The sequence below is a fragment of the Aminobacter sp. SR38 genome (genome assembly GCF_014843375.1).
GTDB classification, from domain to species: Bacteria; Pseudomonadota; Alphaproteobacteria; order Rhizobiales; family Rhizobiaceae; genus Aminobacter; species Aminobacter ciceronei.
In genome coordinates this window covers 1,040,183-1,065,887 of the sequence record NZ_CP062112.1, presented here as the reverse complement: position 1 = coordinate 1,065,887, position 25,705 = coordinate 1,040,183, and the positions used below count along the sequence as shown (strand labels likewise).

General features: G+C 59.8%; 18 protein-coding genes and 1 pseudogene. 16 read left to right on the top strand and 3 right to left on the bottom strand.

What is annotated here, in order from left to right:
- Positions 1-71 precede the first annotated feature (71 nt).
- The 6 genes and pseudogenes from IG197_RS36150 to IG197_RS05180 all read left to right on the top strand — a co-directional run.
- Positions 72-455 (top strand): annotated as a pseudogene (locus IG197_RS36150) (transposase); the annotation flags it as partial.
- Between the two features lie 138 nt (positions 456-593).
- Positions 594-1,517, top strand: a complete 924-nt coding sequence (gene thyX, locus IG197_RS05200) for an FAD-dependent thymidylate synthase (RefSeq protein WP_192317425.1) — start codon at positions 594-596, stop codon at positions 1,515-1,517.
- A gap of 223 nt (positions 1,518-1,740) precedes the next feature.
- The gene (locus tag IG197_RS05195) at positions 1,741-2,892 is read left to right on the top strand and encodes a DNA methyltransferase (RefSeq protein ID WP_192317423.1); all 1,152 of its coding nucleotides are present in this window, start codon (positions 1,741-1,743) and stop codon (positions 2,890-2,892) included.
- A 33-nt stretch (positions 2,893-2,925) separates the two neighbouring features.
- A complete protein-coding gene (locus IG197_RS05190) occupies positions 2,926-3,852 on the top strand; it encodes a hypothetical protein (protein WP_192317421.1) in 927 nt (308 codons plus the stop codon).
- Positions 3,853-3,855: 3 nt separating this feature from the next.
- Complete coding sequence (locus tag IG197_RS05185) at positions 3,856-5,856, top strand: hypothetical protein (RefSeq protein WP_192317419.1); 2,001 nt, start codon at positions 3,856-3,858, stop codon at positions 5,854-5,856.
- Positions 5,849-6,787, top strand: a complete 939-nt coding sequence (locus IG197_RS05180; protein WP_192317417.1) for a hypothetical protein — start codon at positions 5,849-5,851, stop codon at positions 6,785-6,787. The genes IG197_RS05185 and IG197_RS05180 overlap by 8 nt, the downstream gene beginning before the upstream one ends.
- A 336-nt stretch (positions 6,788-7,123) precedes the next feature.
- Here the strand turns inward: IG197_RS05180 and IG197_RS05175 are convergent, their stop codons facing one another.
- Positions 7,124-9,937 carry an autotransporter outer membrane beta-barrel domain-containing protein gene (locus tag IG197_RS05175; protein WP_192317415.1) on the bottom strand — a complete coding sequence of 938 codons (2,814 nt, stop codon included), beginning with the start codon at positions 9,935-9,937 and terminating at the stop codon, positions 7,124-7,126.
- 284 nt (positions 9,938-10,221) lie between these two features.
- Here IG197_RS05175 and IG197_RS05170 point away from each other — a divergent pair, with 284 nt between their 5' ends.
- From IG197_RS05170 to IG197_RS05135, 8 genes are all read left to right on the top strand, one after another.
- The gene (locus tag IG197_RS05170) at positions 10,222-10,593 is read left to right on the top strand and encodes a nuclear transport factor 2 family protein (protein ID WP_192317413.1); all 372 of its coding nucleotides are present in this window, start codon (positions 10,222-10,224) and stop codon (positions 10,591-10,593) included.
- A gap of 489 nt (positions 10,594-11,082) precedes the next feature.
- Complete coding sequence (locus tag IG197_RS05165; protein ID WP_192317411.1) at positions 11,083-12,441, top strand: NAD(P)H-dependent oxidoreductase; 1,359 nt, start codon at positions 11,083-11,085, stop codon at positions 12,439-12,441.
- Positions 12,442-12,460: 19 nt separating this feature from the next.
- Positions 12,461-12,769, top strand: coding sequence for a putative quinol monooxygenase (locus tag IG197_RS05160; RefSeq protein ID WP_192317409.1), 309 nt, complete (start codon positions 12,461-12,463; stop codon positions 12,767-12,769).
- 21 nt (positions 12,770-12,790) lie between these two features.
- Complete coding sequence (locus tag IG197_RS05155; protein WP_192317407.1) at positions 12,791-13,696, top strand: NAD(P)-dependent oxidoreductase; 906 nt, start codon at positions 12,791-12,793, stop codon at positions 13,694-13,696.
- 30 nt (positions 13,697-13,726) lie between these two features.
- Positions 13,727-14,722, top strand: coding sequence for a DctP family TRAP transporter solute-binding subunit (locus IG197_RS05150; protein WP_371746572.1), 996 nt, complete (start codon positions 13,727-13,729; stop codon positions 14,720-14,722).
- 56 nt (positions 14,723-14,778) lie between these two features.
- Positions 14,779-15,384: a TRAP transporter small permease gene (locus IG197_RS05145; protein WP_246765311.1), complete on the top strand. Its 606-nt coding sequence runs from the start codon at positions 14,779-14,781 to the stop codon at positions 15,382-15,384.
- On the top strand, positions 15,381-16,661 hold the full coding sequence (locus IG197_RS05140) for a TRAP transporter large permease (protein WP_192317404.1): 1,281 nt from the start codon (positions 15,381-15,383) through the stop codon (positions 16,659-16,661). The genes IG197_RS05145 and IG197_RS05140 overlap by 4 nt, the downstream gene beginning before the upstream one ends.
- A gap of 10 nt (positions 16,662-16,671) precedes the next feature.
- On the top strand, positions 16,672-17,172 hold the full coding sequence (locus IG197_RS05135; RefSeq protein ID WP_192317402.1) for a gluconokinase: 501 nt from the start codon (positions 16,672-16,674) through the stop codon (positions 17,170-17,172).
- Positions 17,173-17,196: 24 nt separating this feature from the next.
- Here the strand turns inward: IG197_RS05135 and IG197_RS05130 are convergent, their stop codons facing one another.
- The gene (locus IG197_RS05130) at positions 17,197-18,087 is read right to left on the bottom strand and encodes a LysR substrate-binding domain-containing protein (RefSeq protein ID WP_192317400.1); all 891 of its coding nucleotides are present in this window, start codon (positions 18,085-18,087) and stop codon (positions 17,197-17,199) included.
- Positions 18,088-18,469: 382 nt separating this feature from the next.
- On the opposite strand from IG197_RS05130, the gene IG197_RS05125 reads away from it, so the two are divergent.
- Together IG197_RS05125 and IG197_RS05120 are read left to right on the top strand one after the other, a co-directional pair.
- A complete protein-coding gene (locus IG197_RS05125) occupies positions 18,470-20,740 on the top strand; it encodes a hypothetical protein (protein ID WP_192317398.1) in 2,271 nt (756 codons plus the stop codon).
- A 388-nt stretch (positions 20,741-21,128) separates the two neighbouring features.
- The gene (locus tag IG197_RS05120) at positions 21,129-21,362 is read left to right on the top strand and encodes a tetratricopeptide repeat protein (protein WP_192317396.1); all 234 of its coding nucleotides are present in this window, start codon (positions 21,129-21,131) and stop codon (positions 21,360-21,362) included.
- Positions 21,363-21,620: 258 nt separating this feature from the next.
- Here the strand turns inward: IG197_RS05120 and IG197_RS05115 are convergent, their stop codons facing one another.
- A complete protein-coding gene (locus tag IG197_RS05115) occupies positions 21,621-25,340 on the bottom strand; it encodes a hypothetical protein (RefSeq protein WP_192317394.1) in 3,720 nt (1,239 codons plus the stop codon).
- Positions 25,341-25,705: the final 365 nt, after the last annotated feature.

The window sequence follows — 25,705 nt, the reverse complement described above, 5'->3', positions numbered from 1 at the left end:
GAACGGTCTGTGTAAGGTTCCCGCGCCGAATAGGCTCTTGGTGAGCGATTTCATCTATCTGGCCACTTGGCGGGCGAGGCAAGGGCTTAGTCTCGCAGGAGATCATGATCAGTCAGCGTTCCGCCAAAGCCGCCGATTGAGCGGTGCCGGGACATTGGGAGTGGGGCTCATCCTTGGCCTTGGAAGCTCGGCGATCGGCACCCTGACGACGCGCTTCAAGATGCTGCTGCATCCTCCCCGACTCGCGGGGCATGGCAAAGCTCCGCGCTGAAAGGACGGGCCTGCGCTCGCGAGACACGGGGCCGAGGCCGTGCGCGACGCGATCACACGCACCATCATCACCTTGCCCGAAGAACTGCGTCGTTCGCTGACCTCAAGGAGCGGAAATGGCACAGCATGGTCGTCTCAAGATCGATGGGGGTGTACAGGTCTACCTCTGCAACCCGCAAAGCCCAGCCTTGCAGAACTAAGAAACCGAAGGTGAGGTCAGTGCGAACTCGATTGTCCTTGCGAGGAAAAGCGGTCTTCTCGATTGTCGCTAAGGTCATTTCGCATTAGTGGTGTAGTGTTAGAAGCTACCGTGTGGGGATGATTTGGCGCAGGAAAAAGTCGTTGAACACGGCCTTCGAGGGGACTTGAAACCGACAAACCGTGCTGTCTCCGCCGGCTTGGAGGAAATTCTTAATAAGACGATACCTGTGCTCGACCACGGCTTCATCCGCGTGGTCGACTATATGGGTGATGATGCTGCTGTCGTACAGGCCGCGAGAGTCTCCTATGGGAGAGGCACAAAGAAGGTCAGCGAGGATCGTGGCCTTATCCGATACTTGATGCGCCACTCACATACGACACCATTCGAAATGGCGGAGATCAAGCTCCACGTTAAGCTGCCAATCTTTGTTGCTCGCCAATGGATCCGTCACAGAACTGCAAGTGTTAACGAGTATTCTGCTCGATATTCTGTGCTCGACAAAGAATTTTACGTGCCTGATACCTCCAATCTGGCGGCCCAGTCGGCCAGCAACAAGCAAGGTCGGGAAGATGCGCCACTCGCCGAAACTTCTTGGGTGCTGAATCTCCTTCGTGACGAAGCTGAGCGCAGCTACAGCGGATACAACGCGCTTCTCAATGTTTCTGATGACGGTGCAAGTCTTGACAACGGGCGGATCGGCATCGCGCGCGAGTTGGCTCGCATGAACCTGAGCCTCAATTTCTACACGCAGTGGTATTGGAAGACAAATCTACACAACCTGCTAAACTTTTTGCGCTTGAGAGCTGATCCACATGCTCAGTACGAGATTCGTGTCTATGCAGAAAGGCTCCTCGAGATCACTGAGAAGTGGGTCCCCCTGACTTACGACGCGTTCAAGGAATACAGACTTGGCGCTGTAACCCTGTCGGCTTCCGCCTGGCACGTTGTTAAGAGTCGACTTGCAGGTAAGCCTATCTCGTTCGAGGAAAGCGGTCTTTCTCAACGAGAGTGGACCGAGCTAATGTCTGCGCTCAAACATGAATGAACTCTCTCGGTCATTCAACGCGCGACTTCTGACGGCTTCTAATCAGGCTGCGAAGGAGGTTGCGCGAGCCGGCGCGCAAATTCGGACCCGCGATCTGAAGACTTGGAACTTCGACACAGAGCTTCAGAAGTTACAGGAAGCATATGAAGCTAGCGGCTCACCAATTGCGGTCAATTTTCGCACGCTTGTCCCGCTCGGATCTGGGGTGGACAGAGCCACGCATTTGTTCCACTCCTACCCTGCAAAGCTGCTTCTTAACATCCCACTGTTCTTCATAAGCTGCACAAAGTACTCGTCACCAAACGATGTGGTGTACGATCCATTCTCGGGATCTGGAACTGTCCTTGTTGAAGCGCTGCTGGCCGGCAGGCGTGCTATGGGCGCCGACGCGAACCCGCTAGCGAGACTTATTGCTAAAGCAAAGACAACATACATTAGTTCTGAGAAGATAACCGCAGCGCTGGGCAAAGTCCTTTCTGATGTCGATAATGCGCGTCAGATTCCGTTCACTACCACTATCAAAAAAGATATGTGGTTTTCGGAGGATGTTGCGGTATCACTTGGGTCTCTTCTTTACTCAATACGAGAAAATACTAGTGGAATCGTGCTGGAATTTTTGGAAGCTTGCTTTTCGGCTTGCGTGAAGCGAGTCAGCGTAAGCGACCCCAGGCTTTCAGTGCCGGTCCGGCTAAAGGGAGAGGCGCTTGAAAAGCACATTCTAGGCTCTCCGGGCCTTATTGAGCTTTTCGCAAAGGTTGTGGGTGCCAATTGTGCTCGCCTAAACAAAATGCCCGAGGGGTGCAGTTCGGTAGTCTACGCAGATGCTCGGCTACGTCACTTGGACGGGGACCTAAAGGCGGACCTCATCATAACATCGCCCCCCTATGCTGGAGCCCAAAAATACATTCGTGCGTCATCGCTTAGCATTGGGTGGCTGGGAATGGCTCCCTCCAATCAGCTTCGTGAACTGGAAAAACTCAATATTGGAAGAGAGCACTTTTACAAGTCTGAATATAGCTTTGAAAGTGCTTCAGTGGTGCCGAGTGCGCAGGGCGTACTCGCGAAAATAAAGTCAATAAATTCCCTTCGATCCCATATTGCAGATACGTATCTTCGTGAGATGGATGATGCAGCAGAAGGTATTGTTTCACGACTTCGGCAGAATGGACACCTAGTTTTAGTTGTCGGAGACAATATGATTTGTGGACACAACTTCTCGACGAGCCAATTCGTGAAGGATATATTTGTTGGAAAGGGGCTGACGACGACATTGGAGCTTGTGGACGACATACGGTCCCGAGGGCTGATGACGAAACGAAACAAAACTGCTGGGACTATTGAACGAGAGCATGTGATTGTTTTCCAAAAGCGCTGAGGGGGGAGAATTTTGCGGGAGGAAAAGTTTGATGTGCTTCTCAAGAAGATCAAACAGCTAACTGAGACTGCATGGTATGGCAAGATTCTGGAGCCTGACGTGCGCCAGTGGCTTGAGCAGTTTGAAGCGTCCGCAAATGTGGACGACGACGAGCAACTTCAGGCATTATTCTTGCTTTCAAACTTCGTCTACTTCGGTCAACGCGAAATCAGAGAGCTTCTCCGATCGTTATACAGAGACCTGTACAAGACGCCGGCCCTCCATTCGATACGGCGAGCTCACGGCGACACCAAAGACATCGGCCTGCTAAACCGTGAGTTTGACGTCCACCTGCAAAAGACTAGGTTTTTGGGTATGGGAAACCCTTCGGAAAGTGGGGTTCACCTCCTCTACTATTTCCGCCAAGAAAACAAGCTGCACAGCAGTCAGTTCATCAACACGTATCAGATTTTCGTGAGAGATCCGGCCGGCGGTGCTGCGACCATGCGCATTCGCGATCCAGCGATCACGGATTACGTGTTCATCGATGATCTCTGCGGTTCCGGAACGCAGGCAGACGAATATTCTCAGGACATCATCGACCCGCTCAGAGCCCTCAATTCGACCGTTAAAGTCCACTACCTAGTCTTGTTCGCGACCCAACACGGGCTTGAGTTTATTAAACAACTCAAGCGCTACGATACGGTCGCGGCCGTGTACGAGCTCGATGATAGCTTTAAGGCACTTGAAGCCAATTCCCGCATTTTCAATGCCGCAAACGTCGATTTCGATCGGGAGAAGGTGAAGGCCACCTGCCAAAAATATGGCAGCCAGCTTTGGCCGCAGTACCCGCTGGGATACAAAGACGGCCAGCTACTTATCGGGTTTAATCACAATACACCCGACAATACTCTGCCATTGTTTTGGGCTGACGCCCCATGGCGTCCAATCTTTAAACGCTACCACAAAAATGCGAGCTAGCTCATGCAGCCAGTGCGGCGAAAAAATCCATTCGGCATCACCAAGGCAGTTGACCTCAACAACGAGCAGATCGAGCAGCTTTGGGTCGAAATGGTGATAGACGACAGCCGAATTAAGCCTGAATTCGATCATCCGGCCTCACCAATGCCTACCTACATTCTTGGTGCGAAAGGCAGTGGTAAAACCCACTTGATGCGGCACCAGTCCTTCGAACTGCAAAAGCTTCGGTACATCGCAGCGGGCAAGACGATTGCTGATGGCATAAGGGATGATGGATATCTCGGCCTCTACGTTCGATGCAGCGGCCTGCATTCCAACCGTTTCTCTGGGAAGCGCCAATCTGACGAAGTTTGGACTCAACTTTTCTCATTTTACTTTGAGTTGTGGCTCGCGCAGCACGCCTTACGCCTTTTGTGCGAAATCATCGCCAATGAGAGCGAGCAAGTGGATCTAGAAATCACAGCTGAAATCATCACACTCCTTGATAAGAAGCCTACAGAAGATATTAAATCGCTCTCGGACCTTTCTGCTTTCTTTGCTGAACAGCAAAAGAAGCTCGATTATCAAATAAATAATTGCCTGATCACCGGGGTGCTAGATCCAGATATCATTCTCACCGCAGGAAATGTTATTTTTGGCATCCCGAAGATCGTTTCGGAGAAAATCTCATTCCTGCGGGACGTATTGTTTGTTTACGCGATCGACGAATTTGAAAATCTGACGATGGCCCAGCAGATCCACGTGAACACAATCTATAGAGAGCGGGAACCACCCAGCACCTTTCGTATTGGCGCCCGGACTTACGGCATTCGCACGTACGGTACCAACAGTGCCGGTGAAGAAAACCTCAAAGATTCGGAGTTCACTGAGATACAGCTCGATTCGAAGCTCCGCGAGCTCGAAGCGCAATATAACGCCTTCAGTCGAAGCCTTGTGACGAAGCGATTGAGTCAACTCGGCAGTTCCGACGCGGGCCAACTGGAACAGCACTTCGCCAGTTTTGATGGCGGTTGGCGCAGCCCTGATTGGCTAGAGGTGATCGATTCAGACTCCAGGGAAAGACCGCACTTCAAAACTCTCCAGCAGCTTGTGACGAAGCATCACGATGACCTGAGTTATCCGGAAATTCTGCATGCGTTTTCGAAGCCTGAAAGCCCCGTGCTCGAAAAGCTGAACATAATGCTTTTCATGCAGGATTGGGCGAAAGGACGCGACCTCAGTGTATCATTCAAACGAGTCGCGGCAGAAATGAGCGCGTTCATCAAGGGCGAAGCTGATGGTGAACGATATAAACAGGCTCTAGGCCACTATGCTGGCGATCTATCGGCACAGCTTCTCCGGGATGCACGGAAGCCACAAAATTACGGCGGGATCGATAACTTTGTCCGCATGTCCGCAGGGATTCCACGAGCACTATTGACGATTTTGCGATCTGTCTTTGAATGGGCAAGCTTCGCTGACGAGCGACCATTTGAAGGCGGCCTTATTTCGCTACGCTCACAGCAAAAAGGCGTTCTGGATGCCTCTGATTGGTATTTCAGCAACATGCGGAAGGCTGGCCCAGACGGCATTGTGATTCAAGCAGCTGTAGAGCGCTTGGCCAACATTTTCCGTATTAATCGCTTTTCCGACAAGCCTGTCGAAATCTCTTTATGTAGCTTTAGCGTTTCGGAGCGCGAAATAAGTGATGAAGCCCGACGGGTGTTGGGCTTGGCGGAGGCGAGGGCGTTTCTGCACCGTATTCCTGGGGGGCAAAAGGAGCGCAATTCTGAGGATGTGACGGCAAAATTTCAATTGAGTCCTATGCTGGCTCCGCGCTGGGATCTTCCACTATCGAGACGGGGAGTAGTGACGTTCTCGGCCGAGGAGTTCAATGCAATTTTTGATGCAAGCCGAGACGACCAATATCAGCAGCTGCTTGGTGGGTGGCGATCCAAGGTAAATGCGCCGTTTCGACGAGCTTCGAAGCAAGCGGGAGCTCAGATCGGACTTTTCGATGATTGATTACACCTACCAATATAGGACCGTACTCGACATTCGGGCGGTCGGCGGCAGCAACTGGGACATTTTCATATCGGCATTCAACCCGTCTGAACGGGTAATCAAGGTCTTTGATGAGGTCCGCTCCGCAAGGAAACACTGGTTGGTGCATCACGAGTACGGACTCGGCAAAAGTGATGTCCCCGAGGGGGCATTCATCTCCAATGAAATCAGAGAAGATGATGTCATTTTGGAATTCTTTACGTCGGCCCTCCGGGAGACGGATCTCTCCGGCGCACGCATTTGCATCGACGTGACCGGTTTCATGCGCCCGCACATGATCTACCTGATAAACTATCTGCGGGTTGTGGGCGTCTCAAGCTTCGATGTCATTTACACGGAGCCCGGTCATTATTCGGGCCACGACCGCACCCGGTTTGCGAGTGAGTTGGTTCACGATGTTCGCCAGGTCGCCGGGTACGAAGGGTTTATCAACAACGTGACGGACAACGATCTTCTCGTTATCGGAGCTGGATACGAGGATAGTTTGATTGCAGAAGTTGCGGAGGAAAAGGGCAAAGCTCACAAAGCGCTAATCTACGGCCTGCCATCTCTTCAAGCAGACATGTACCAACAGAACGTGCTGCGAAGCTACGCGGCAGCTGATGCGCTTGGCGATGTCGCCGAAAGAGTTTTCGCGCCGGCAAGCGATCCATTCGCAACGGCAACTGTACTCAGCGAGTTGATAGCGCGTGAGGATACAAAAAGGCCAATAACAAACTTGTTTCTGTCCCCGCTTTCTACAAAGCCCCAAGCGCTTGGGTTTGCCCTTTTCTATCTCCGCGAGTGCACCAGCCGTGCGGCGAGCATCATCTTCCCATTCAGCGACTCGTACTCCATCGATACGAGCAGCAGGATAGGAAGGATTTGGAAGTACGAGGTCGAACTGTCGTAGCTATTGAATTTTCAGCAAGCCTGCCGGCGAAGGGCCTAAATTTTTGCCTGATAATCTACGCGGTTGTCGGATTCCCGGATTTTCAGCTTCGACAACATGCCCCATCGCGGTCCGCCCTAGATGAAATACCCCAGCCGTAAGTTCAAGCTGGAGGCAGTGAGATTAGTAAGGATCGGAGTGTTGCGGTGGCGCAGGTCTTGCGACGCGCTGTTCAACGAGATTATCCTTGCCGACAACGTAGAAGACAGCCCACCGCTGACCGCCAGCTCCGCCAAAACGCCGGCGCGCCTTCATCTGCAATCACCCGGCCAAACCTGCGACCCCGCCCGGATCCGCTCAAAAACTCATCGCAAAGCCCACTGTTCCCTTGACGCCATAGCTGCCGGCGAAGCTGGTGGAGGCCAGCGCCTCGCCGTGCAGGGTGCCGCCGGTCCAGCGATAGGTTCCGCCCAAGCCGAGTTCGGCGCCGAAACGCTGCGCGGCAAAAGATGTGTCGAGGCCCGATACCATCACGCTTGTGCCGTCGCCGAACTGGTAGGTCAGGTTGGCGATGCCGTGGAACTGCGTTCCCGCCGCTTCATGGTTGGCGGCGATGCCGATGCGGCCCTTGAGGCTGTCGCCGTCCTTGAGCGAGACGACGGCGCCGAACCGGTCGGTGAAGCTGTCGAAGTCGACCGACGACCAGGCAAGCTGCGCCTGCGGCGTCAGCGACCAGCCCTCGCCGAGCGCGATGTTCCGGCCGGCCTCCAGGCTGAGCGCATGGCCGCTGCCGTGAATGTCGTCGCCGACCCTGCCGATGCCCGTGGCATCGAGGTCGCTGCGCAACAGGGCCATCTGCACTTGTCCGTCGACATAAAAGCCGTTCTCGCCAAACCAGCTCAGCGTAGCCCCGATGCCGTAGCTGGTGGTGGCGCTGGATCCGTCGCCGATGCCGGAGAAGATGTCGGCGCCGGCGCGGCCATATTGCACGGTCAGCCCGCCTATCCACATGCCCTGGGCGTTGGCCGCCAGCTGGCCGTCGAGGCCGGCCTGCAACAGCGCGCCTGTGGTGTCGAAGCCGGCGTCGCCGCTGCGCGAACTGGCTGACTTGACGCGGCCATGCGCGCCCTCGATGCGCGCCCAGATGGGACCTGGAGCCACGCCGCCCGAAGCCGTGCCGCCGATCGGCGCGGCACCGTCCAGCGCCGTGTCGTAGCGGCCGCCGACGCGCTGCTTGAGGGTGGGCAGCTCGACCATGCCGAGCAGCAGCTGCGGATAGGTCTCGTAGACAGGCAAGGTCGGCGCCAGGCCGGACGAGCGCAGATACCAGTCGCCGTCGGCGGGGTCGGCAATGCCGTTGTGGTACAGGCCATAACGATAGGCGCCGGCGATGGCCGGCCCGGCGAGCGCGAAGGCAGCCGCATCGGAGGTGCCATCGACCCGGATGATGCGGATGCCGTCGGCGGTGGTCAGGCCACCTGTGCCGCCGACATTGACGACGCTGACCAGCGTGCTGCCGCTGCTGTTGCCGCCGATGACGAGCAGGTCCGTCGGCGCGGTGTCGGTGCCGAGTTCGGTGGCGATCTCGAGCGTGCCGCCATGACCGGTATAGTCGCCGGCAACCGTCAGCGTGGTGCCGGGTGTGCTGCCGAACGTCACCAGCCCCGCATTGTCCAGCGATCCGACAGACTGGTCGAAGCCGTCGAGCGCAAGCGTGGCGCCGCCGAGAACCATATGCGCCGAGCCGGCACTGAAGACATTGGCAGCCCCCGCGGCCAGCACGCCTGATGCGACCGTCGTGCCGCCGGCATAGCTGTTGGCGCCGTAGAGGGTCAGCGTACCCAGGCCATCCTTGGTCAGGCCGCCCGCGCCGGTCATTTCGGGGGCGATGCCGATATCGTGGCCATTGGTGTCGATGATGCCGCCGGCGGTGCCAAGGCTGATCTGTTGAGCGCCGTAGTTGCGGAAGAAGGTCGCGTTGTCGGCGATGGCGCGGATGATGCCGCCATCCAGCGTGACATGTGCCGCGCCCATGCCGCCCCGGAAGCCGCTGGTTTCCACGACCCCGCGGGCGCCTGGGGTGCCCAGCACGTCAAGCGTGCCGCTTGCCGCCGCGTCCGACATGCCGAGATAGACGCCGCCCTGCGCAAAAACCCGGCCGCCGTCTGCGATGGTCATGGCGCCGACGCCGTAATTGCCCAAGGTGAGATTGGAGCCGGTCATCTCCCAGCTCGACCCCGCACCCGTCACGGTGACGGAGCCGTCGCCACCGGCATTGGCGCCGACATAACCCTGGTTGCTGCTCACCCGGGCGCCGTCCTCGATCCGCAGGACGCCCTGGGCGCCCAGGCCGACCGTCAGCTGGCCGGTCATGGTCCAGGACCCGGCCGATGTCAGCAGCGCCTCGCCATAGCCGGCGACGCCGACGATCGCGTCGTGGCTCGAGACGGTGGCGCCGTCCGAGATGGCAATTTCGCCCTGGCCGTAAGTGCCGATGTTGATGCGGCCTGTGGTCACGACGCGGCCGCCATCGGCAACGTTCAATGTGCCGCTGCCCTCATAGCCGACATTGAGGTCGTTCTGCTGGGTCCAGGTCGAGGCGTTGCCCTGGCCATCGTCGCCCGACACGGTGACGACACCGACGCCATCAGGGCTTGCGCCGACATAGCCCGACGCGCTGCTGACGCGCCCGCCGGCGAGGACATCGAGCGTTCCCTCGCCAGACTGGCCGATGACGACGTCACCGAGATTGTTCCACCATGAGCCGTGGCCGGACACCGTAACCCAACCGGTGCCGCCAGCCGCATCTCCGACAAAGCCGCCGCTGTCGGTCACCACCCCGCCATCGAGAATGTCCAGGGTGCCGCTGCCCTGACCGCCGACAGTGAGAAAATCCGTGTTGGTCCAGGTCGAGGCGTTGCCCGCGCCGTCGCGCCCGCTGACGACAACAGTGCCATTGCCGCCGATATCGCTGCCGACCGAGCCCTGCCTGTTGGTCAGCGTGCCGCCATCCTGGATGGTCAGGGCGCCGATGCCGGTGCGGCCGATCTGCAGATCGTCGCCGCTGGTGATACCAGTCGGATGGGACGGATCGACGTCGCCACTCAGGATGACCTGCTGCGCCGCCACCGGCGCGCTCGCCAGCATCAGGGCCAAAGGTGCGACTGCCATAAGCAGGCAATGGCGGGACAGTTGGAAAGCCCCAAACGGGCGGCGATGCTTCAACATGGAAAACCGAAATGATTCAAATACTAAGCGAGGTTGCGAGGATCATGGTTAAAACTTCGATAATCTGCGCCTGCCGGCACGATCATAAAGTCGTGGGGCAGAGGGGCGCGGCGAGAGGTCGGGTTCGCGGGGATGGCGCCGGACGCAGAAGCCGCACATAATCAGGACATGCCCGAGCCGTTGCCTGGCGAACAGAGGGCAGGGCTCTGGAAGGTCGGAGACGCGCCATGGATATCCGGTCGCTGTTGACGGAACTGAGCGACGCTTTCAACGCGCATGATCTCGATCGCATCCTCGCGCTGTTTGCCGACGATTGCGTTCTGGAGATGCCGAGGGGCAATGCGCCGTGGGGCGCGCGCTTCGAGGGCAAACTGAAGGTGCGGGAGGCACTGGCATCGCGCTTTCAAGGTCTGCCTGACGTCCACTACGGCAATCCGGAGCATTTCGTCGATGCGGCGGCTGAAACCGGCATCTCGAAATGGACGCTGACGGGCACGACCCCGGATGGCGTTCGAAAGGAAGTCCGTGGCTGCGACTTCTACACGTTTCGCAACGGCAAGGTGATCCGCAAGGACTCCTACTGGAAGATCGTGGAGTGAAGCCTTGGCCAAGGCCCGGCGTCGTGCTGCGCTCCGCAACAGGCGGGTCGACACGGTCCTCCCGAGTGCCTGGACGACCACGCGCCTGCCCATAGCCAACGATGCCGGCCGCCGCGGACACGCCCGGTCGGTGGGCGGCTGCTCCGCCCGCCGCTGTCGCCGTGCGGAAACGCTGGCGCGTGCGACCTTGCGCGCTGAACTGCCTCGCTGCGCCGGAACAAGCTGCTGATTTGTTAGCCTGCCTAAACAGACGAGCTTTCGTTCTAAATTGAGCTAAACAGGCAAGCGCGCTAATCAGGACGGGTCGGAACGCGGTCAGTCCTGCGCCGGCCTGGAGGGAGGAGCCTCCCAGCATATTCTGGAATTTCAACCGTCCGGCGCAGCCGCCGGATCGTTGCGCGTTTCCGTCCTGTTGCACCTGGCGGCCGACTGCCTGCGGCGGCGGATGGATTTTGCGCGACCGCTCGCGAACAAAAGGGACCTTCCATCATGAATCTCGCGTCACTTCTCGCCGCCCGCACCGCCGCGGGCAAGCCGGTTCGGGTCGGACTGATCGGCGCCGGCAAGTTCGGCTCCATGGTGCTGGCGCAGGCCCAGCGCATTCCCGGCTACCACATGGTCGCGGTTGCCGACCTCAATGTCGGCAAGGCGCGGGACGCGCTCGAGCGTGTCGGCTGGCCGAAGGAGCGCTTTGCGGCGACCAGTGCCGCCGATGCGGTCAAGAACGGCACGACCTTCGTCACCGACGACGTCGCCAGGCTCCTGGCCTGCGGCGAGATCGAATGCGTCATCGAAGCGACAGGCCATCCGATTGCCGGCACGCGCCACGCGCTTGCCGCCATCGAGGCGAACAAGCATGTCGTCATGGTCAATGTCGAGGCCGACGTCATGGTCGGGCCGATCCTGGCCCAGAAGGCGGCGGCCAAGGGACTGGTCTACTCCATGGCCTATGGCGACCAGCCGGCGCTGATCTGCGAGCTGGTCGACTGGGCCCGCGCCACCGGCTTCGAGGTGACCGCAGCCGGCAAGGGCATGAATTTCGAGCCGCGTTACCGCTATTCGACCCCCGACACGGTCTGGGGCTTCTTCGGCTGGTCGGAGGACTATGTCGCCAAGGGCGACTTCAATCCGAAGATGTACAACTCGTTCACCGACGGCACCAAGGCGGCGATCGAAATGGCTGCGGTGGCCAACGGCACCGGCCTCGATTGCCCCGACAATGGCCTGGCCTTCCCGCCGGCCGGCCTGCACGACCTGGCAAAAGTGTTCCGGCCGGCGGCGGACGGCGGCCGCATGGACCGCAGCGGTCTCGTCGACATCGCCGCCAGCCAGGAGCCGGACGGCCGCGAAGTGTTCAACAACATCCGCTACGGCGTCTTCGTCACCTTCAAGGCGCACAATGAATATTCCAAGGCCTGCTTCAACCAGTATGGCCTGCTGACCGATCCGTCGGGCTGGTACGCCTCGATGTGGCGTCCGTTCCACATCATCGGCCTGGAGACGTCGATCAGCGTTCTGTCCGCCGTGCTGCGCGGCGAAGCGACCGGCTGCTCGAAGGAGTTCCGCGGCGATGCGGTGGCGACCGCCAAGAAGGACATGCAGCCGGGCGAGATGCTGGATGGCGAGGGCGGTTTTGCGGTCTGGGCCAATGCCATTCCGGCGACGCGCAGCCTGGCGCATCGCGCGCTGCCGATCGGCCTTGCCCACAATGTCAGGCTGAAGCGCGCGATCACGAAGGACCAGATCGTCAGCTTCGACGACGTCGAACTGGTCGACGATCTCGATGTCGTGGCGCTGCGCCGCGACATGGAAAGCCGCTTCGCGCCGAAGCCGGGCGTGGCCGCCTGATCGTTGGGAGGGAAAGCCGATGGCCGAGGCCCTGCCTTTCGTGGTGATCCCTGTATTCCGGGTCAGGCCGGCGGTCAGGGCAGCGTTCCTCGAGGCTGCCCTGGACGACGCGCGGCATTCGCTTGCCGACGAAGCGGGATGCCGTCGCTTCGACGTGATCTGCCCCGAGGGCGTGGAGGATAGGGTGGTGTTTTACGAAGTCTATGACGATCGCACAGCCTTCGAAGCGCATCTTGAGACACCGCATCTCAAACGCTTCCAGGCGGCGATGCAGACGCTCGGCGTCGAAGAAACGGTCGTCCGTTTTGCCGCCTTGCAGAACGGCTAGAAGGTGAGGGGAGGCCCCACAATGGGCAACAGGCAAGGCAGGCATATCGGGTTCGTCGGTACCGGCATCATGGGCGGGCACATGGCCCGCCGGCTCGCCGAAGCGGGTTTCCGGGTGACGGCCTGGAACCGGACGGCCGACAAGGCCGCGGCACTGGCCGCAGCAGGCGTCGCGCTGGCCGGTAGCCCGGCCGGCGCCGCCAGCGAGGCGGACGTCGTCATCTGCATGCTGAGCTCGGGGCCGGTCTGCGACGAGGTCCTGCTGGCTGCAGGCGGTGTGCTGGAGGCAATGCGCCCCGGCGCGACGCTGGTGGTGATGAGCTCCATTCCGGTGGAGACCGCGCGCAGCCAGGCAGGGCAGGCGGCCGAAAGGGGTGTCCGTTACGTCGACGCCCCGGTATCGGGCGGCGAGACCGGCGCCCGCGACGGCTCTTTGGCCATCATGGCCGGTGGCGCGGCGCAAGAGGTTGCGGCCCTTGCCGATGTCTTTGCGCCGCTGGGCCGCCTCACCCATATCGGGCCGGCAGGCACAGGCCAGCTGGCCAAGCTCGCCAATCAGCTGATCGTCGCCTCGAACATCTGTGCGGTCGCCGAAGCCCTGGTGCTGGCCGAGCGGGGCGGGGCCGATCCGGCCAAGGTGCGCGAGGCGCTGCTCGGCGGCTTCGCCGACTCGACGGTGTTGCGCCAGCACGGCCAGCGCATGGTCGAAGGCAATTTCACCCCGGGCGGACCGGCGAAATACCAGCTCAAGGACACCGGCACCGCGCTGGCACTGGCCGGCGCGCTCAAGCTGCAATTGCCGATCGCCGCGACGGTCGACGCGCTGTTTCGCCGGCTCGTCGAGGAGGGCGGCGGCGATCTCGACCACAGTGCGGTTTTTCTGACATTGCAAAACATGAACCAAGCCGGGGGCGCTGGCGCCCTCTAATATCTGTCAAGGGAGGAAAATGACATGACCATGCACAAAGCCATTCGTGGCCTTCTTGCCGGTGCCGCCATGCTTGCGGCGACTGCCGCCCAGGCCGCGACGACGCTCACGCTGTCGACGCCCGATCCGGATGCCGCCGAGATCACCGTTGCGGCCAACAAGTTCGCCGAACTGGTGGCGGCCAAGACCAAGGGCGAGGTGACGATCAAGGTGTTTCCGAACGGCACGCTTTATGGCGGCGACCCCTCGGCGGCGGTCAAGCAGCTTGCCGGCGGTTCGCTCGACATGCTGGTGCTTGCCGGATCGCTCTACGCCAACTTCAATCCGAAGTTCTCGGCGATTTCGATCCCCTATCTGTTCGACGACGAGGCACAGCTGCGCGCCTATCTCGCCGGCGAGCAGGGGCAGGAGCTGGTCGCCGACCTGAACAACATCGGCATCAAGGGCCTCAGCCTGTGGACCCGCCCGTTCCGCCAGATGACCAATTCCAAGCTGCCGATCGAAAAGCCGGCCGATCTCACCGGGCTGAAATTCCGCGTGCCGAACAACCCGCTCTGGGTCGAGTTTTTCAGGAAGATGGGCGCGGCACCGACCCCGATGGCCTTCGCCGAAGTCTACAACGCCTTGCAGCTCAAGGTCGTCGATGGCCAGGAAAACCCGATCAGCGTGCCGCTGGCGGCCAAATTCTACGAAGTCCAGGGCTTCGTCTCGATGACCAACCACATGGCCGACTCCTGGGTGCTCGGCATCAACCCGGCCAAGTTCGACGCCCTGAGCGACGCCGACAAGGCGGCGATCAACGAGGCGGCGAAGGAAACGGAAGCCTGGAAGGCCGACAACGATGCCGCCCAGGCCGAGACGATCCTCAAGGAGCTGGAGGGCCATGGCATGAAGGTCAATCGCCTGACCCCCGAGCAGCAGGCCGCCTTCGTCGCCGTGTCGAAGGAGCTCTATCCGGTGTTCGCCGGCCTGGTGAAGGACCAGGCATTTTTCGACAAGAGCGTTGCCTTCGTCGGCAAGAAGTAACAGCTGGCGCCAAGGCGGCGGGAAGAGGGGCCCGCCGCTGCTTCTGGGAGGAGCATATGGACAAGCCCATGGACGAGCCGGTGGACAGGCCGGTGGACAGGCCAGTGGACAGGCCGCGCACCCGTTGCGATGCGGCGCTTCACGTCCTGCTGGACGGCCTCGCCGGCCTCGCCATGACGGGCGTGATCGTCGTCGTCCTGGCACAGGTCGCCAGCCGCCTGCTCGGCGTGCCGTTGTCGTGGACCGAGGAAGCCACGCGCTTCCTGTTCGTCTGGATGATCTTTCTCGGCATCGGGGCCGGCTTCCGGACCGTGGAAACGGCTCGCGTCACCGTCTTCATCGGCATGTTCAGGGGCGGGCTGCGCCGCCTGGCGGTTCCGATCTATGTCGCCTCATCGGTGCTGTTCTTCGTGCTGACGGCATGGACCGGCTGGAAGCTGGTCCAGCAGCAATGGATGATGAACGAAACCGCCGCCACGCTGATCGTGCCGATGTGGGTGATCGGCTCGATCATGCCGATATCGGCCATGCTGGCCATCGCAGCCATTTTCGAGTCGCTTCGCACACGCCGCAGGCAGATCGAGCTGCCTGACCTCGATCTGCAATTGGGGCAGGCAGTCGACGTCGACGTCAACGTTCCCGACACGGAGCCGAAGCCATGAGCATCGCACTGCTCGTCCTGTTCCTTTTGTTGAGCGCGCTCGGCGTTCCGCTTGCCGTGGCGCTCGGCCTGGCAGCCGTCGCGGTGATCTTCGCCTTCACCTCGACCCCGATCGACCTTTTGTCGCAGAGCATGTTCTCGGCGATGAACTCCTTTCTGCTCGTCGCCGTGCCGCTGTTCATCTTCGTCGGCGTGCTGATGGAGCGGGGCCGGGTCGCCGAGAAGCTGTTCGACTTCGCCGAAGCCTGCGTCGGCTGGATGCCGGGCGGCATGGGCCATGTCAACGTCGTCTCGTCGGTCATCTTCGGCGGTGTATCCGGCTCGTCCGTCGCCGACATCGCCTCCATCGGCGCGATCGAGATCAAGGCGATGGAACGCCACGGCTATCCCAAAGGTTATGCCGTCGGCATGACGCTGTGCACCTCGACCCTGTCGTCGATCATTCCACCGTCGATCCTGATCGTCATCGCCGGCTCGATTGCCAATGTGTCGATCGGCACGCTGCTGGTGGCGGGACTGATCCCGGGCCTGTTCATCGCTTTCGCCTTCATGGTGTTCAACCATGTCTATGCCGTGCGCCACGGCTACAATCCGCCATCGCCGATCAATCTGCGCAAGATCGTCGTCACCGGCATGGGTGCCATCCTGCCGATGCTGACGCCGGTCATCCTTCTGGTCGGCATCGTCGACGGCTATTTCACGCCGACCGAGGCGGCGGCGATCGCAGCCCTCTACACGCTGTTTCTTGCCGTCGTGCTGTACCGGACCATCGGCATCGGCGAGCTGCCGGGCATCGTCGTCGAGACGGCGCGCACCTCCGGCACCATCCTGTTCATCGCCGCGACCGCCAAGCTGGCCGCCTGGGTGTTCACCTTCGACGGCCTGCCGCAGCAGGTCGCCGCTTTCCTCGGCGCCGTCAGCACCGGCCCGACAATGGTGCTGATCCTGGTGTTCCTGTTCCTGATCGTCGTCGGCATGTTCATGGACGCGATCGCGGCGATGTTCATCCTCATCCCGGTGCTTCTGCCGCCGGCGGTTTCGCTCGGCGTCGATCCGATGCATTTCCTTGTCGTCACCGTCATCACGCTGACGCTCGGGCTGGTGACGCCGCCGGTCGGGGTCTGCCTGTTCGCCGCAGCGCAAGTGGCCAAGATGTCGATCGAGGACGTCATCAAGGGCGCGATGGCGCCGATGTCGATCCTGGTGCTGGCGATCCTGGCGCTGGTGCTGTTTCCGGTGCTGACGCTCGGGCCGATCCGGCTGATGGGCCTCTACTGATGGCCCCCCAATGATGGAAAAGCCCGACTTCATCGTCGTGATGGGTGTCTCCGGCACCGGCAAGTCGGTGATCGCGCGCAGCCTGGCCGAGCGGCTCGGTGTCGACTGGATCGAGGCCGACAGCTATCACAGCCCTGAAAATGTCGCGCGCATGCGCAGCGGCCAGGGTTTGACCGACAGTTTGCGCTGGCCCTGGCTCGCGGCCGTGGCGGCAGCTGCCCTTGATTTGCCCGGCCGGCCGGCCGTGGTCGCCTGCTCCGCCTTGAAGCGCAGCTATCGCGATTTTCTGCGCCAGCGCCTGGGCGATGTCGCCTTCGTGTTTCTGGACGGCGAGGCCGAGCTGATCCGGCAACGGCTCGGCGACCGCGCCGACCATTTTGCCGGACCGTCGCTTCTGGCGAGCCAGCTGGCGACGCTCGAGCGCCCGCAAGCCGACGAACGCTTCATCGCCCTGTCGATTGCGTGGAGCCCGGATCGCATCGTCGACACGGCCGCCGCAGCCTTCGCTTGATCAGGCTCCGGCTCAGCTTCAGGTTCAGGCTGTGGCTCCGGCGCTGCGCTCCGCGCGCAGCCAGTCGAGAAACGTCCTGACCTTCTTGTGGCGCAGGTGGTCGCGCGGGCAGACGATCCATTGTGTCACGATGCGGATCTCGGGCGGGGTCTTGACCGGGCAGACGACGGCGCCAGCGGCAAGCTCGCGCTGCATCATCAGCGTGCTTTCGAGGGCGATGCCCATGCCGCCGGCGGCAGCGTCGATTGCCATGTGACTGCGATCGAACAGCACCCGGCGCCAGCGTTCCCTGGGCTCGACGCCGGCAAGCGCCAGCCAGCGCGGCCATTGCGCCTGCGATTTGACCGAGTGGATCAGGCGATATCCCAGGATATCTCCAGCCTCGAGGCTGCCGGGCCCGGCCAGTCCAGGCGAACAGACCGGAATGAAGCTCTCCTCGGTCAGTCCCTCGACGAACAGGCCGGGCCATTTGCCGTCGCCATGGCGGATCTCGACATCGACAGCCTCGCGGTTGAAATCGGTCGGTTCGTTGGTTCCATCCAGCCGCACCTCGAGATCCGGGTTGGCGGCCAGGAACTGCTCGAGGCGCGGCAGCAGCCATTTGTTGGACAGCGTGGGTGTCGCCCGCACCGTCAGTGTCGTCACCGAGCGGTAGCCGCGGATGGCGTTGGTCGCTTCGGTGATCAGTTCGGCACTTTCGTCGATGGACTCGAAGAAGCGTTCCCCGGCCTCGGTCAAAACGACCCCGCGCCCGACCTTGGCCAGCAGCGACACGCCGAGCTGCGTTTCCAAAGACTGGATCTGCTGGCTGACGGCCGACGGCGTGACGCCCAGTTCGCCTGCCGCACGCGTGATGCTGCGGCTGCGGGCCACCAGGTGGAACACCCAGATCGAGCGAATCGGAACTTGCGACACAAAGACATCCTAACCCTTGGATCGCACGGTCTTATCGCGCGTCGGCCGAGTCAATGCATGCCCGGCGTCGCCGACGCGGTCTGTTTGCCGACGCAAGGACTGCACCATATGGTCCGTCTCGGGGGCGGTTGCGGTGCGGCGGCTTTCAGCCACCTCCGGTAAGAAGGCGGGAGCTGACGATGTGAACCTTGGAGTGGTCGGGGAATGTGCCGTAAGCAGTTCGACAACATCTGTTCATAAAGGTGAGATTGCCAAGGCGTGGCCCAGTGGGAAGCACATAGAAAGTAGCGCATGTTGCTGTGTGATGTTCGCCACACCGCCCTATCAACAGGCTTTCGGATGCCTATAAACTGCCCGCAACAATAACTTAGGCGAAGTCGTCATGCCCGTATCGAGAAAGCGAAGAAAGAGGGGCCAGCCGGTCAAATCCAGCGAACCGCACAAAATCGTTTTCAGGCAGATAGAGATTGGCGGCGACAATCATGCGGAGTTCAAGGCGGCGATGATGGATGCCGCCCGGAAAGGGATTGACGAGTTTCCAAAGCTCTTGGGTCGTATCTCCGACCTATTTCAATCAACCTATCCGCCCAACCTCCTGAGTACGTTTGCCTTTTACGGTTGCCAGGGCTCGATCGACGATCAGGGCCATCAAAAGCCCATGGCCGGGGGCATACTACAATTCCATGTTGAGTTGTTGCAGGCGCTGGCTCTTATGGTGCCTTTCGAAAAATGGGGTGGAGCGCCTAGCACGGGCGAGAAAATGCAAACCGTGTTCGACACGGTCCCGGAGATTTCCGACACGTTTTTGAGAATTCGGATCGTCAGACAGGCGGACGAAACCGACGCTCAAAAGAAAGCGGTCTTGTCGCTACAGGAGAAAATCCGACTTCATACCCAAGCGGTACGGAATTGGGGCTACTATCTCGAAGTCATCAAAATTTGCCGCGAACTATATTGCCCGCTTGATGGCAAGTTCAGTGAGGCGCTGGGCTTTTCAGCGACCGACTTCATCGATGTGGCGGAAGCGCTAGTGTCTGAATTTGAGAGGCGCGCCCGCCTTCACTTCGAGACTATGCGAAAATTTCTGCGGGGCAAAACCATTCCCCAGATTGTGAATCTATATTTCGAGCATATGCCCAACATGCAGGGTTCGCCCGGTGAATTTATCAAGTCCATACCCACCGGCACATCGCTCCAGGGCGTGAAGGGTTTCCTGATGTCCCACGCGGACCTCCGCCATGTGGATCTGATGACGTTCACGCCAAACGAGTTGGCAACCCTTACCAACAAACCAGAAAGCACCGTCGAGAAGGTTCTGGACGCGATCGCCCTGGAGCCAGGTGCTCTGGTCAGTGCAAATGTTGAACACCTCTTTCTCTCCAATCCGGTTTGGACGCGGCCCGCTATCAAGCTGATGGAAGGTTACTTTATTCCGCTGCCTCAGGCGGTCTTCAGCCATATCAACAACATCATGCGGGGACTGGCAGAGAGCGCCAAACTGGACAATGCGCTCAGCGAGCGCCGCGCCACCTATCTTGAGAACAAGACGGAGGAGGTGCTGAAAGCGGTACTGCCAACGGCCCGTATCGAGAAGAACAAGAAATGGTCAGTCGACGGCGTCCAGTACGAGACGGATGTTTTCGGCGTCGTCGATCGGACATTGATCATCGTGGAAGCCAAGTCGCACCGAGTTTCCCCGCAAGCGCTTCGTGGTGCTCCCGATCGCTTGAGGAAACACCTGGTCGATCTTGTTGTTGATCCGTCAGTGCAATCGGAACGGCTTCAGTCGTTGGTAGTTAATGCCCGAGCCGGTGACACGGTAAGCAAAGCGATTATCGCTCCGCTGGGACTCGATGCGGGACAGATCGACAACATCATTCGCTTGTCGGTGACGCTTGATGATTTTTCGATCATGAGCTCGTCAGAGGACGAGTTAAGAGAGGTGGGATGGATACCGGAGGGGCACGAGCTTGCCCCTACCATCCTAATCGCCGATCTAATCTGCATAGCCGAGATATTAATTAACGAGCTGCAGTTCTTGCACTACCTCGCAGAGCGATTTCATTTTCAGAAGGCGTTCGAGCTTCTCGGGGATGAACTCGATTTTCTGGGTTTGTATCTCGCAAACGGGTTCAATCTTGGTCAGGCGCAAAAGCAGTTGAAACGCATTGCGCTTAGCGGCCTGTCGGACGTAATCGATCGCTACTACCAAGGCCGAGAAGTTGGGTTGGAACTTCCCCGCCCGAAGTCCAACCTGAATCGCACCTTCCGCGATATCGTTGATCGGCTGACGCTTCGAAAGCCGCCAGGCTGGACGACCATAGGCATTCACCTCCTGAATTCCGTCGATGGCGAGGAGCAGAAAAAGGTTACGGCGGGTCTGGAGCGGCTCCGCAAATCTGTTCTGAACAAGCGGACCATACCCGGCAATGATTGCATCATGCGGATTATTCCGCCGCTCGACCGGAAAGCGACAATTGCCTTCTTCGTTTACTCTCCCGACGGCGGTTTGGACGTCCGAAAATCCATGGAGCAAATTGCGGCGGACATGCTGGAGCGCGACGAGGCCAAGGTATGCGTTGTATTTGGCAAAAGCACCGCGGCATGGGACGAGCCTTATCGGTCAGCGCTGATCGTTCAAAAGAGAGATTGAACCGAAGGCTCAGAGAGCGAAAACCCTCCTGGCCGCGATCAAGGTGCGATCCGTTTTGGCCTAGACGTTCGAAGCAGTTGGGACTCAAGCCCAACGCCAGCCTCCCGGCGTCCCGGCAGGCTGGCGGTCGAACTCAAGGTTTCTGCATACACGGCGTCGCGGCTCGACGACCGCCATCAAGCCGTCCGCCGTTGCTGCCGCCGCAGCTCCGGCACCCGCGTCAGGCAAAAAGATCAACTGCCGCCGCCGTCGAGCGGCTGAACCGGTGCCCCTGGAAAAATCTTCTGGAGGTTGCCGGAGATGATCTTGTCGCCTTCCTTGATACCGGTGGTCAGCGTCACCAGATCGCCATGGCTGGCTGCACAAGGCAGCCGAACATGGTCAAGCGTTGGCCCAGCTGAAGCTGGGCTTTGCCTATCTGAATGGTGACCGGGTGTCGCAACGCAGCAGTTCCGCCGTTTCATGGTGGCTCAAGGCGGCAGAGCAGGGCGACGCTGACTCGCAGCAGCATCTGGGCAACGCCTACGCAAACGGCAGCGGCGTATCCAAGGAGATCGAAGCTGCCTTGATGAGGTGGCGCAAGGCAGTGGAGCAGGCCATGCTGTCGCCCAGGCACGTTTGAACACGATGAGGGACAGAGAGCTGATCCGCTCGCAAGACACGCTTTAGTTCTTGTTGTGTCCTGCTTGCCATCCAGGTCGATCCGGCGGCTTTGGGGCCGGGAAGCGGCAGGACTGCTATCAGGCACCTGATAGGCTAGAGCGGATGCTGAATTGCATCGGAGGAGAGAACAGAATGATCTGAACGCACAAACTAGGGCGGCGCCGAGAGGGGTTCCCGTTCACCTCCATCTGCACTGTACGAGTAGTGCGCTCTCGCATCATCGGACGGCTGGAAGCTTGCCAAATTCTGCCTGCAGTTGGCGCTCGGTCCGAACGTTCGCTTGAGCGGGGACTTCGTTCGCGTAAGCGAGCGGGGCGGGGCGAGTCGTAACTAGACGTCTCAAAATCTTCAGCGGTGGCTTCAGGCGGAGCTGCTGGGCCACCATGGCCGAGTTGACCTCAATCCAATCGCAACGCTGAAGATGCTTGTGAAGCTTATCGCCGTCGCGACCGTGGAAGTCTTGCATCCACGCCGCCACTTCGCGAGGGGTGCGGGCGGCGCCGAACCACTTGCATTCGACGACAACCCAAACCGTTCCGTCGGCGCTGACTGCCAGCACGTCAATCTCACCGAGCTTCTTGCTCGCTCCGAAGCGTGTCATCGGAATCGATTCGTGCGGTGTCCAACCTCCTTCGGCGAAGATCGCCGCGACCTTGCTTTCGAACGCGCGGCCGCGACGGGCGACCTCTGCGTCGATATAGGCCTTGGCTGCGGCGCTACCCAGTTTGGCTTTGTCCCAGATCCCCATTTCCAGCAGCAGCACAGCGTACTCGGTTCCCATTCGGATCTGGCGAACGCCGAACATGATCTCAGGATCATCTTCCTCGCTCAGTACCAGGAGCGGACGCGTCATCAGCGATAGCCTGCGCTCGAAGAACCAGGGGAATATGTCGCTCGGCGCGAAGCCCTCAGGCGGCGTGTCCCACGCAGGCCGCGTAAATAGCCCGAAGGCGGCGAGAAAGCGAGCAAACTCGTCGCTGGTGACGGGTTTCCCCAAGTGCCCAGTCATAGCGACGGTAGCCGCGGTTAACTCAGACCGTCGTACGCAAGTAACTTCAGAGAATCGCTTAGCGGCGATGTTTTGCAGGGCAAACGAGATTGTCACGATGGTCGAAATGGTCAGGCCGATCTCTTCTCGGACCGCATGTTCGAAGGTGCCGTAATCTCCTTCCTTGTTTGTCGCAGATGACAGCAGATCATCTTGATGGTGCGCGACCCATTCCGTGTCGTCTTGGGGTGTGCCGAAGAGGTCCGAATAGCGCTCCTCGTTAATGGTAACGGACTCTTCGAGGCACGCCTGGAGGTATCGCGACATGAACGCCTCGGCGCCGCCGTCGTACGGCAAGATGGAGCCGTTCGGTAGAAATGTAAGCTCTCCCTTGATGAGTTTGCGCTGCGCAGCATCGCTGAACTCGGCCATGCGCACCAGCGCCGCCACCTGCGCCGCGATAGCGTCGATGTCCGACAGCCCTGGCGGACTTCCGCCGGTCATCGGACAGGCGCATAACGCCATCTCGGCTACCACGCGATAGGTTCGGAAGGCGTGATCGCGCTGGTTGGCGCGCCGGACGCCAAGCTGTGGATCATCCGAGTAGGCGACGCGCCGTGCCCGCGCGCCTCGCTCGTCGTCGACCCGATGCCTGTGCGCCGCTTCGATCAGTCCGAGGACAAGGCGCAATGTCTCGCGTCGATCGAGGCTTGAAAGGCGGTCGCGGCATGCCTCCCAGTGGACGTCGACGGCTGCGTTGAGAATGGTATTGACCTGTCCAGCATCCCCTATCGGCGTCATGGGCGGTACGAGGGTGAGGTCGTGGCGGGCAATAAGACGCTCGTCCATCCAGCGGCCTGCGTTCGCGAGGTCAGTTTCTTGCAGCGGGCGGTAGCGGGTTTTGTCCGCCGTAAGGTCGATGGCGAAGGCCTGATCAATGTCGCGGGTGATGTGAATCATCTTGAGATCCGGGTTTGCAAGGATCTCGCGCGCCCACGTTAGCGCGTCGACGTTTGCCGTCTCGCCCCGAAGCGTCAGGATGCCCTCCAGTATCCACGCCAAGACCTGAACCTCAGCCGCGTTGTCCACTCGGACCATGCGCTCCATGAGATTAGCTGGCAGGGCGATCCTCACCTCCGAGCCGTCTGGTCTATAGAAGAACTGCGCAGTGTCCGGGCCGTCGGTGATTGTGATCGGTATCGGAAGCAGCGTTACGAGAAGTGGCCTTGCGGTCGCTGAGAGCCGCCCTCCCACCTCCATGGCGGCGCGCGCCAACCATTCCAGAACAGCCTGCCAGAGAAGAAAAAGAAACTGCCGGTCTTCCATGTCGGCAGGTGGACGGCCAACGGAGACCCACCAAGGACCGTGTTCGTTTTCAACCACGCCGACCAGTGTGCCGGCCGCGATGGCCATGTGATCGTTGTAGATGGGCGACTGCGGATCCGGCATGGTATCATCGTCGTCAGGATATCGTTCGACAACACTCAGCTCGCCCCAAGGGGTGGGGACACCATGAGTGCACCATGCATCCCGCACCCGGCGAATCAAAGGCGCCAACAACGTAGTGTCACCCATCAGCGCGGTACCGCGCATGTCGGCTAGCGCCGGGGTAAAAGTGAATCCGAAATATTCCCAGACGCTCCAGTAGACGAGCGGGTCGGGCCACAACCTGATTATTGTGCCGCGGTGCCTGAGTTCCTGAATCTCGGCCAACATTTTCCAGAGTTTCAGGAGTTCGAATCCGGGCGAGCGCAGGAGCATCGAGAACGAGTAGGCGCTCATCGTGACAACGAACCACTTCGGTCCAACGTTAGGTAGATCGCCGATCTGAAGGCCCCATCCAGGCGAGTTGTGCACGACCAGGGTTAGGCCGGCGTCAGCACCTTCGCTCTCCTCAACTTCGTCGTGCAACTTGCGAACCAACTGGGCAAGCGCGGATGCTAGCCGACTGCCGCCACCTAGCGGTGGTGGCACGGCATTGTCGCGCGATCTTGGCCACTTTGCCTCCAGCACGAGTAAATGGGCATGCTTGTCGTGGTCGAATTTCAACGCCAATGCGCGATCCTCAATGGACTCGCTCCAACCCGGATCGTCGATGGCAATGTCCCGCCCCGGAAGCGGTTTGGCATGCGCTCTCGACAGGTCCACCCCAAGCCAGCGCGCCAAATCGCGCAGGTACAGGCTTTCCGCGAGCGATGGACCCAGCGCCAACACCATGTGTGCAATGGCTGCGACGATAAGGCTCGGCGGGCTTAGAACCTGTACGCCATCTTCCCATTCTAATAGAGGAAAATGTTCCAGATCCGTAGCGCCAAACGGCTTCTCGAGCAGATCAGGCGTGGGTTGAAGGACAAATCTGTTGAGCTGCTCGCGCTCGATACCGAGCGCATTCAATTCTTCGGCGCGAAAACAGGTGAGCGCGCCAAGCTTGAGCGCGTGCCGCGAATTTGGCCGGAGCGAAGCTCTCGGCTGGCTCTCTTCGAACGCGCCGGCCGCCAGACCACACCGAGACGCAATGGTCTCACTGAGGCGAAGTAGCGCCATTACATCGCGTAAACCCGTGGCGTCTGCGACGTTGTCCTCTGCCTGTTGGGCAGTGTCTAGCAGGCGTTGCAGGTGGAAGCCCGCTCCAGTGTAAATACCGGGAAATATCCGGAAACCCGACTGCGGCGTCCAGACGATGTCCACGAATGCGTCTTCCGGTGGATCTTCGCTCAAGGCAGCGGGGTGATGCAACATCGCTGCAAAGAGGCCCGTTAGGTCGTTTTTGACCGGCGGTCGCCGACCATTCGCAAGCACCAGTGTCCAGTGCAACAGGGTAAGGATTCGAGCATGGTTAGCGAGATAGGCCGGCTCAAGCAGGATACCTGCCAAAATGAGCCGAAGGGACTCGCCATCGATCGAAGCGAGGCGCCGGGCAATGTCGACTGGAGGCTGAAGAGAAAACAAAATTATGTTCCAAAATTCTACAGTTTATGGCTGATCGGCAATCATTAAAATTACCCGGCTTATTAATCTATCAATTTCCCATGAGGATTAATGTGTTTGATGAAGAGGCGGCCAAATTTTACCCTCTTTGAAAAAGAAGGAGGAGCGCGAGAGGATCGTTCAAGTCTGTCAAATGTAAGAACTAAATCGGTGCCCGCTCTTTTGGCGGAATTCCACTCTGTGAGATACCTGCGCCAATTTCTCCATCCGGTGTTGTTTGTCTGCTTGCTGCCTAGAGGCTGCCACAATAAATGATGGGTTGGACTCGGCTGCGCACCATTACACCTGTGGTGTTTGGCCCCGGCTGTGAGATTCGATCTCAACAT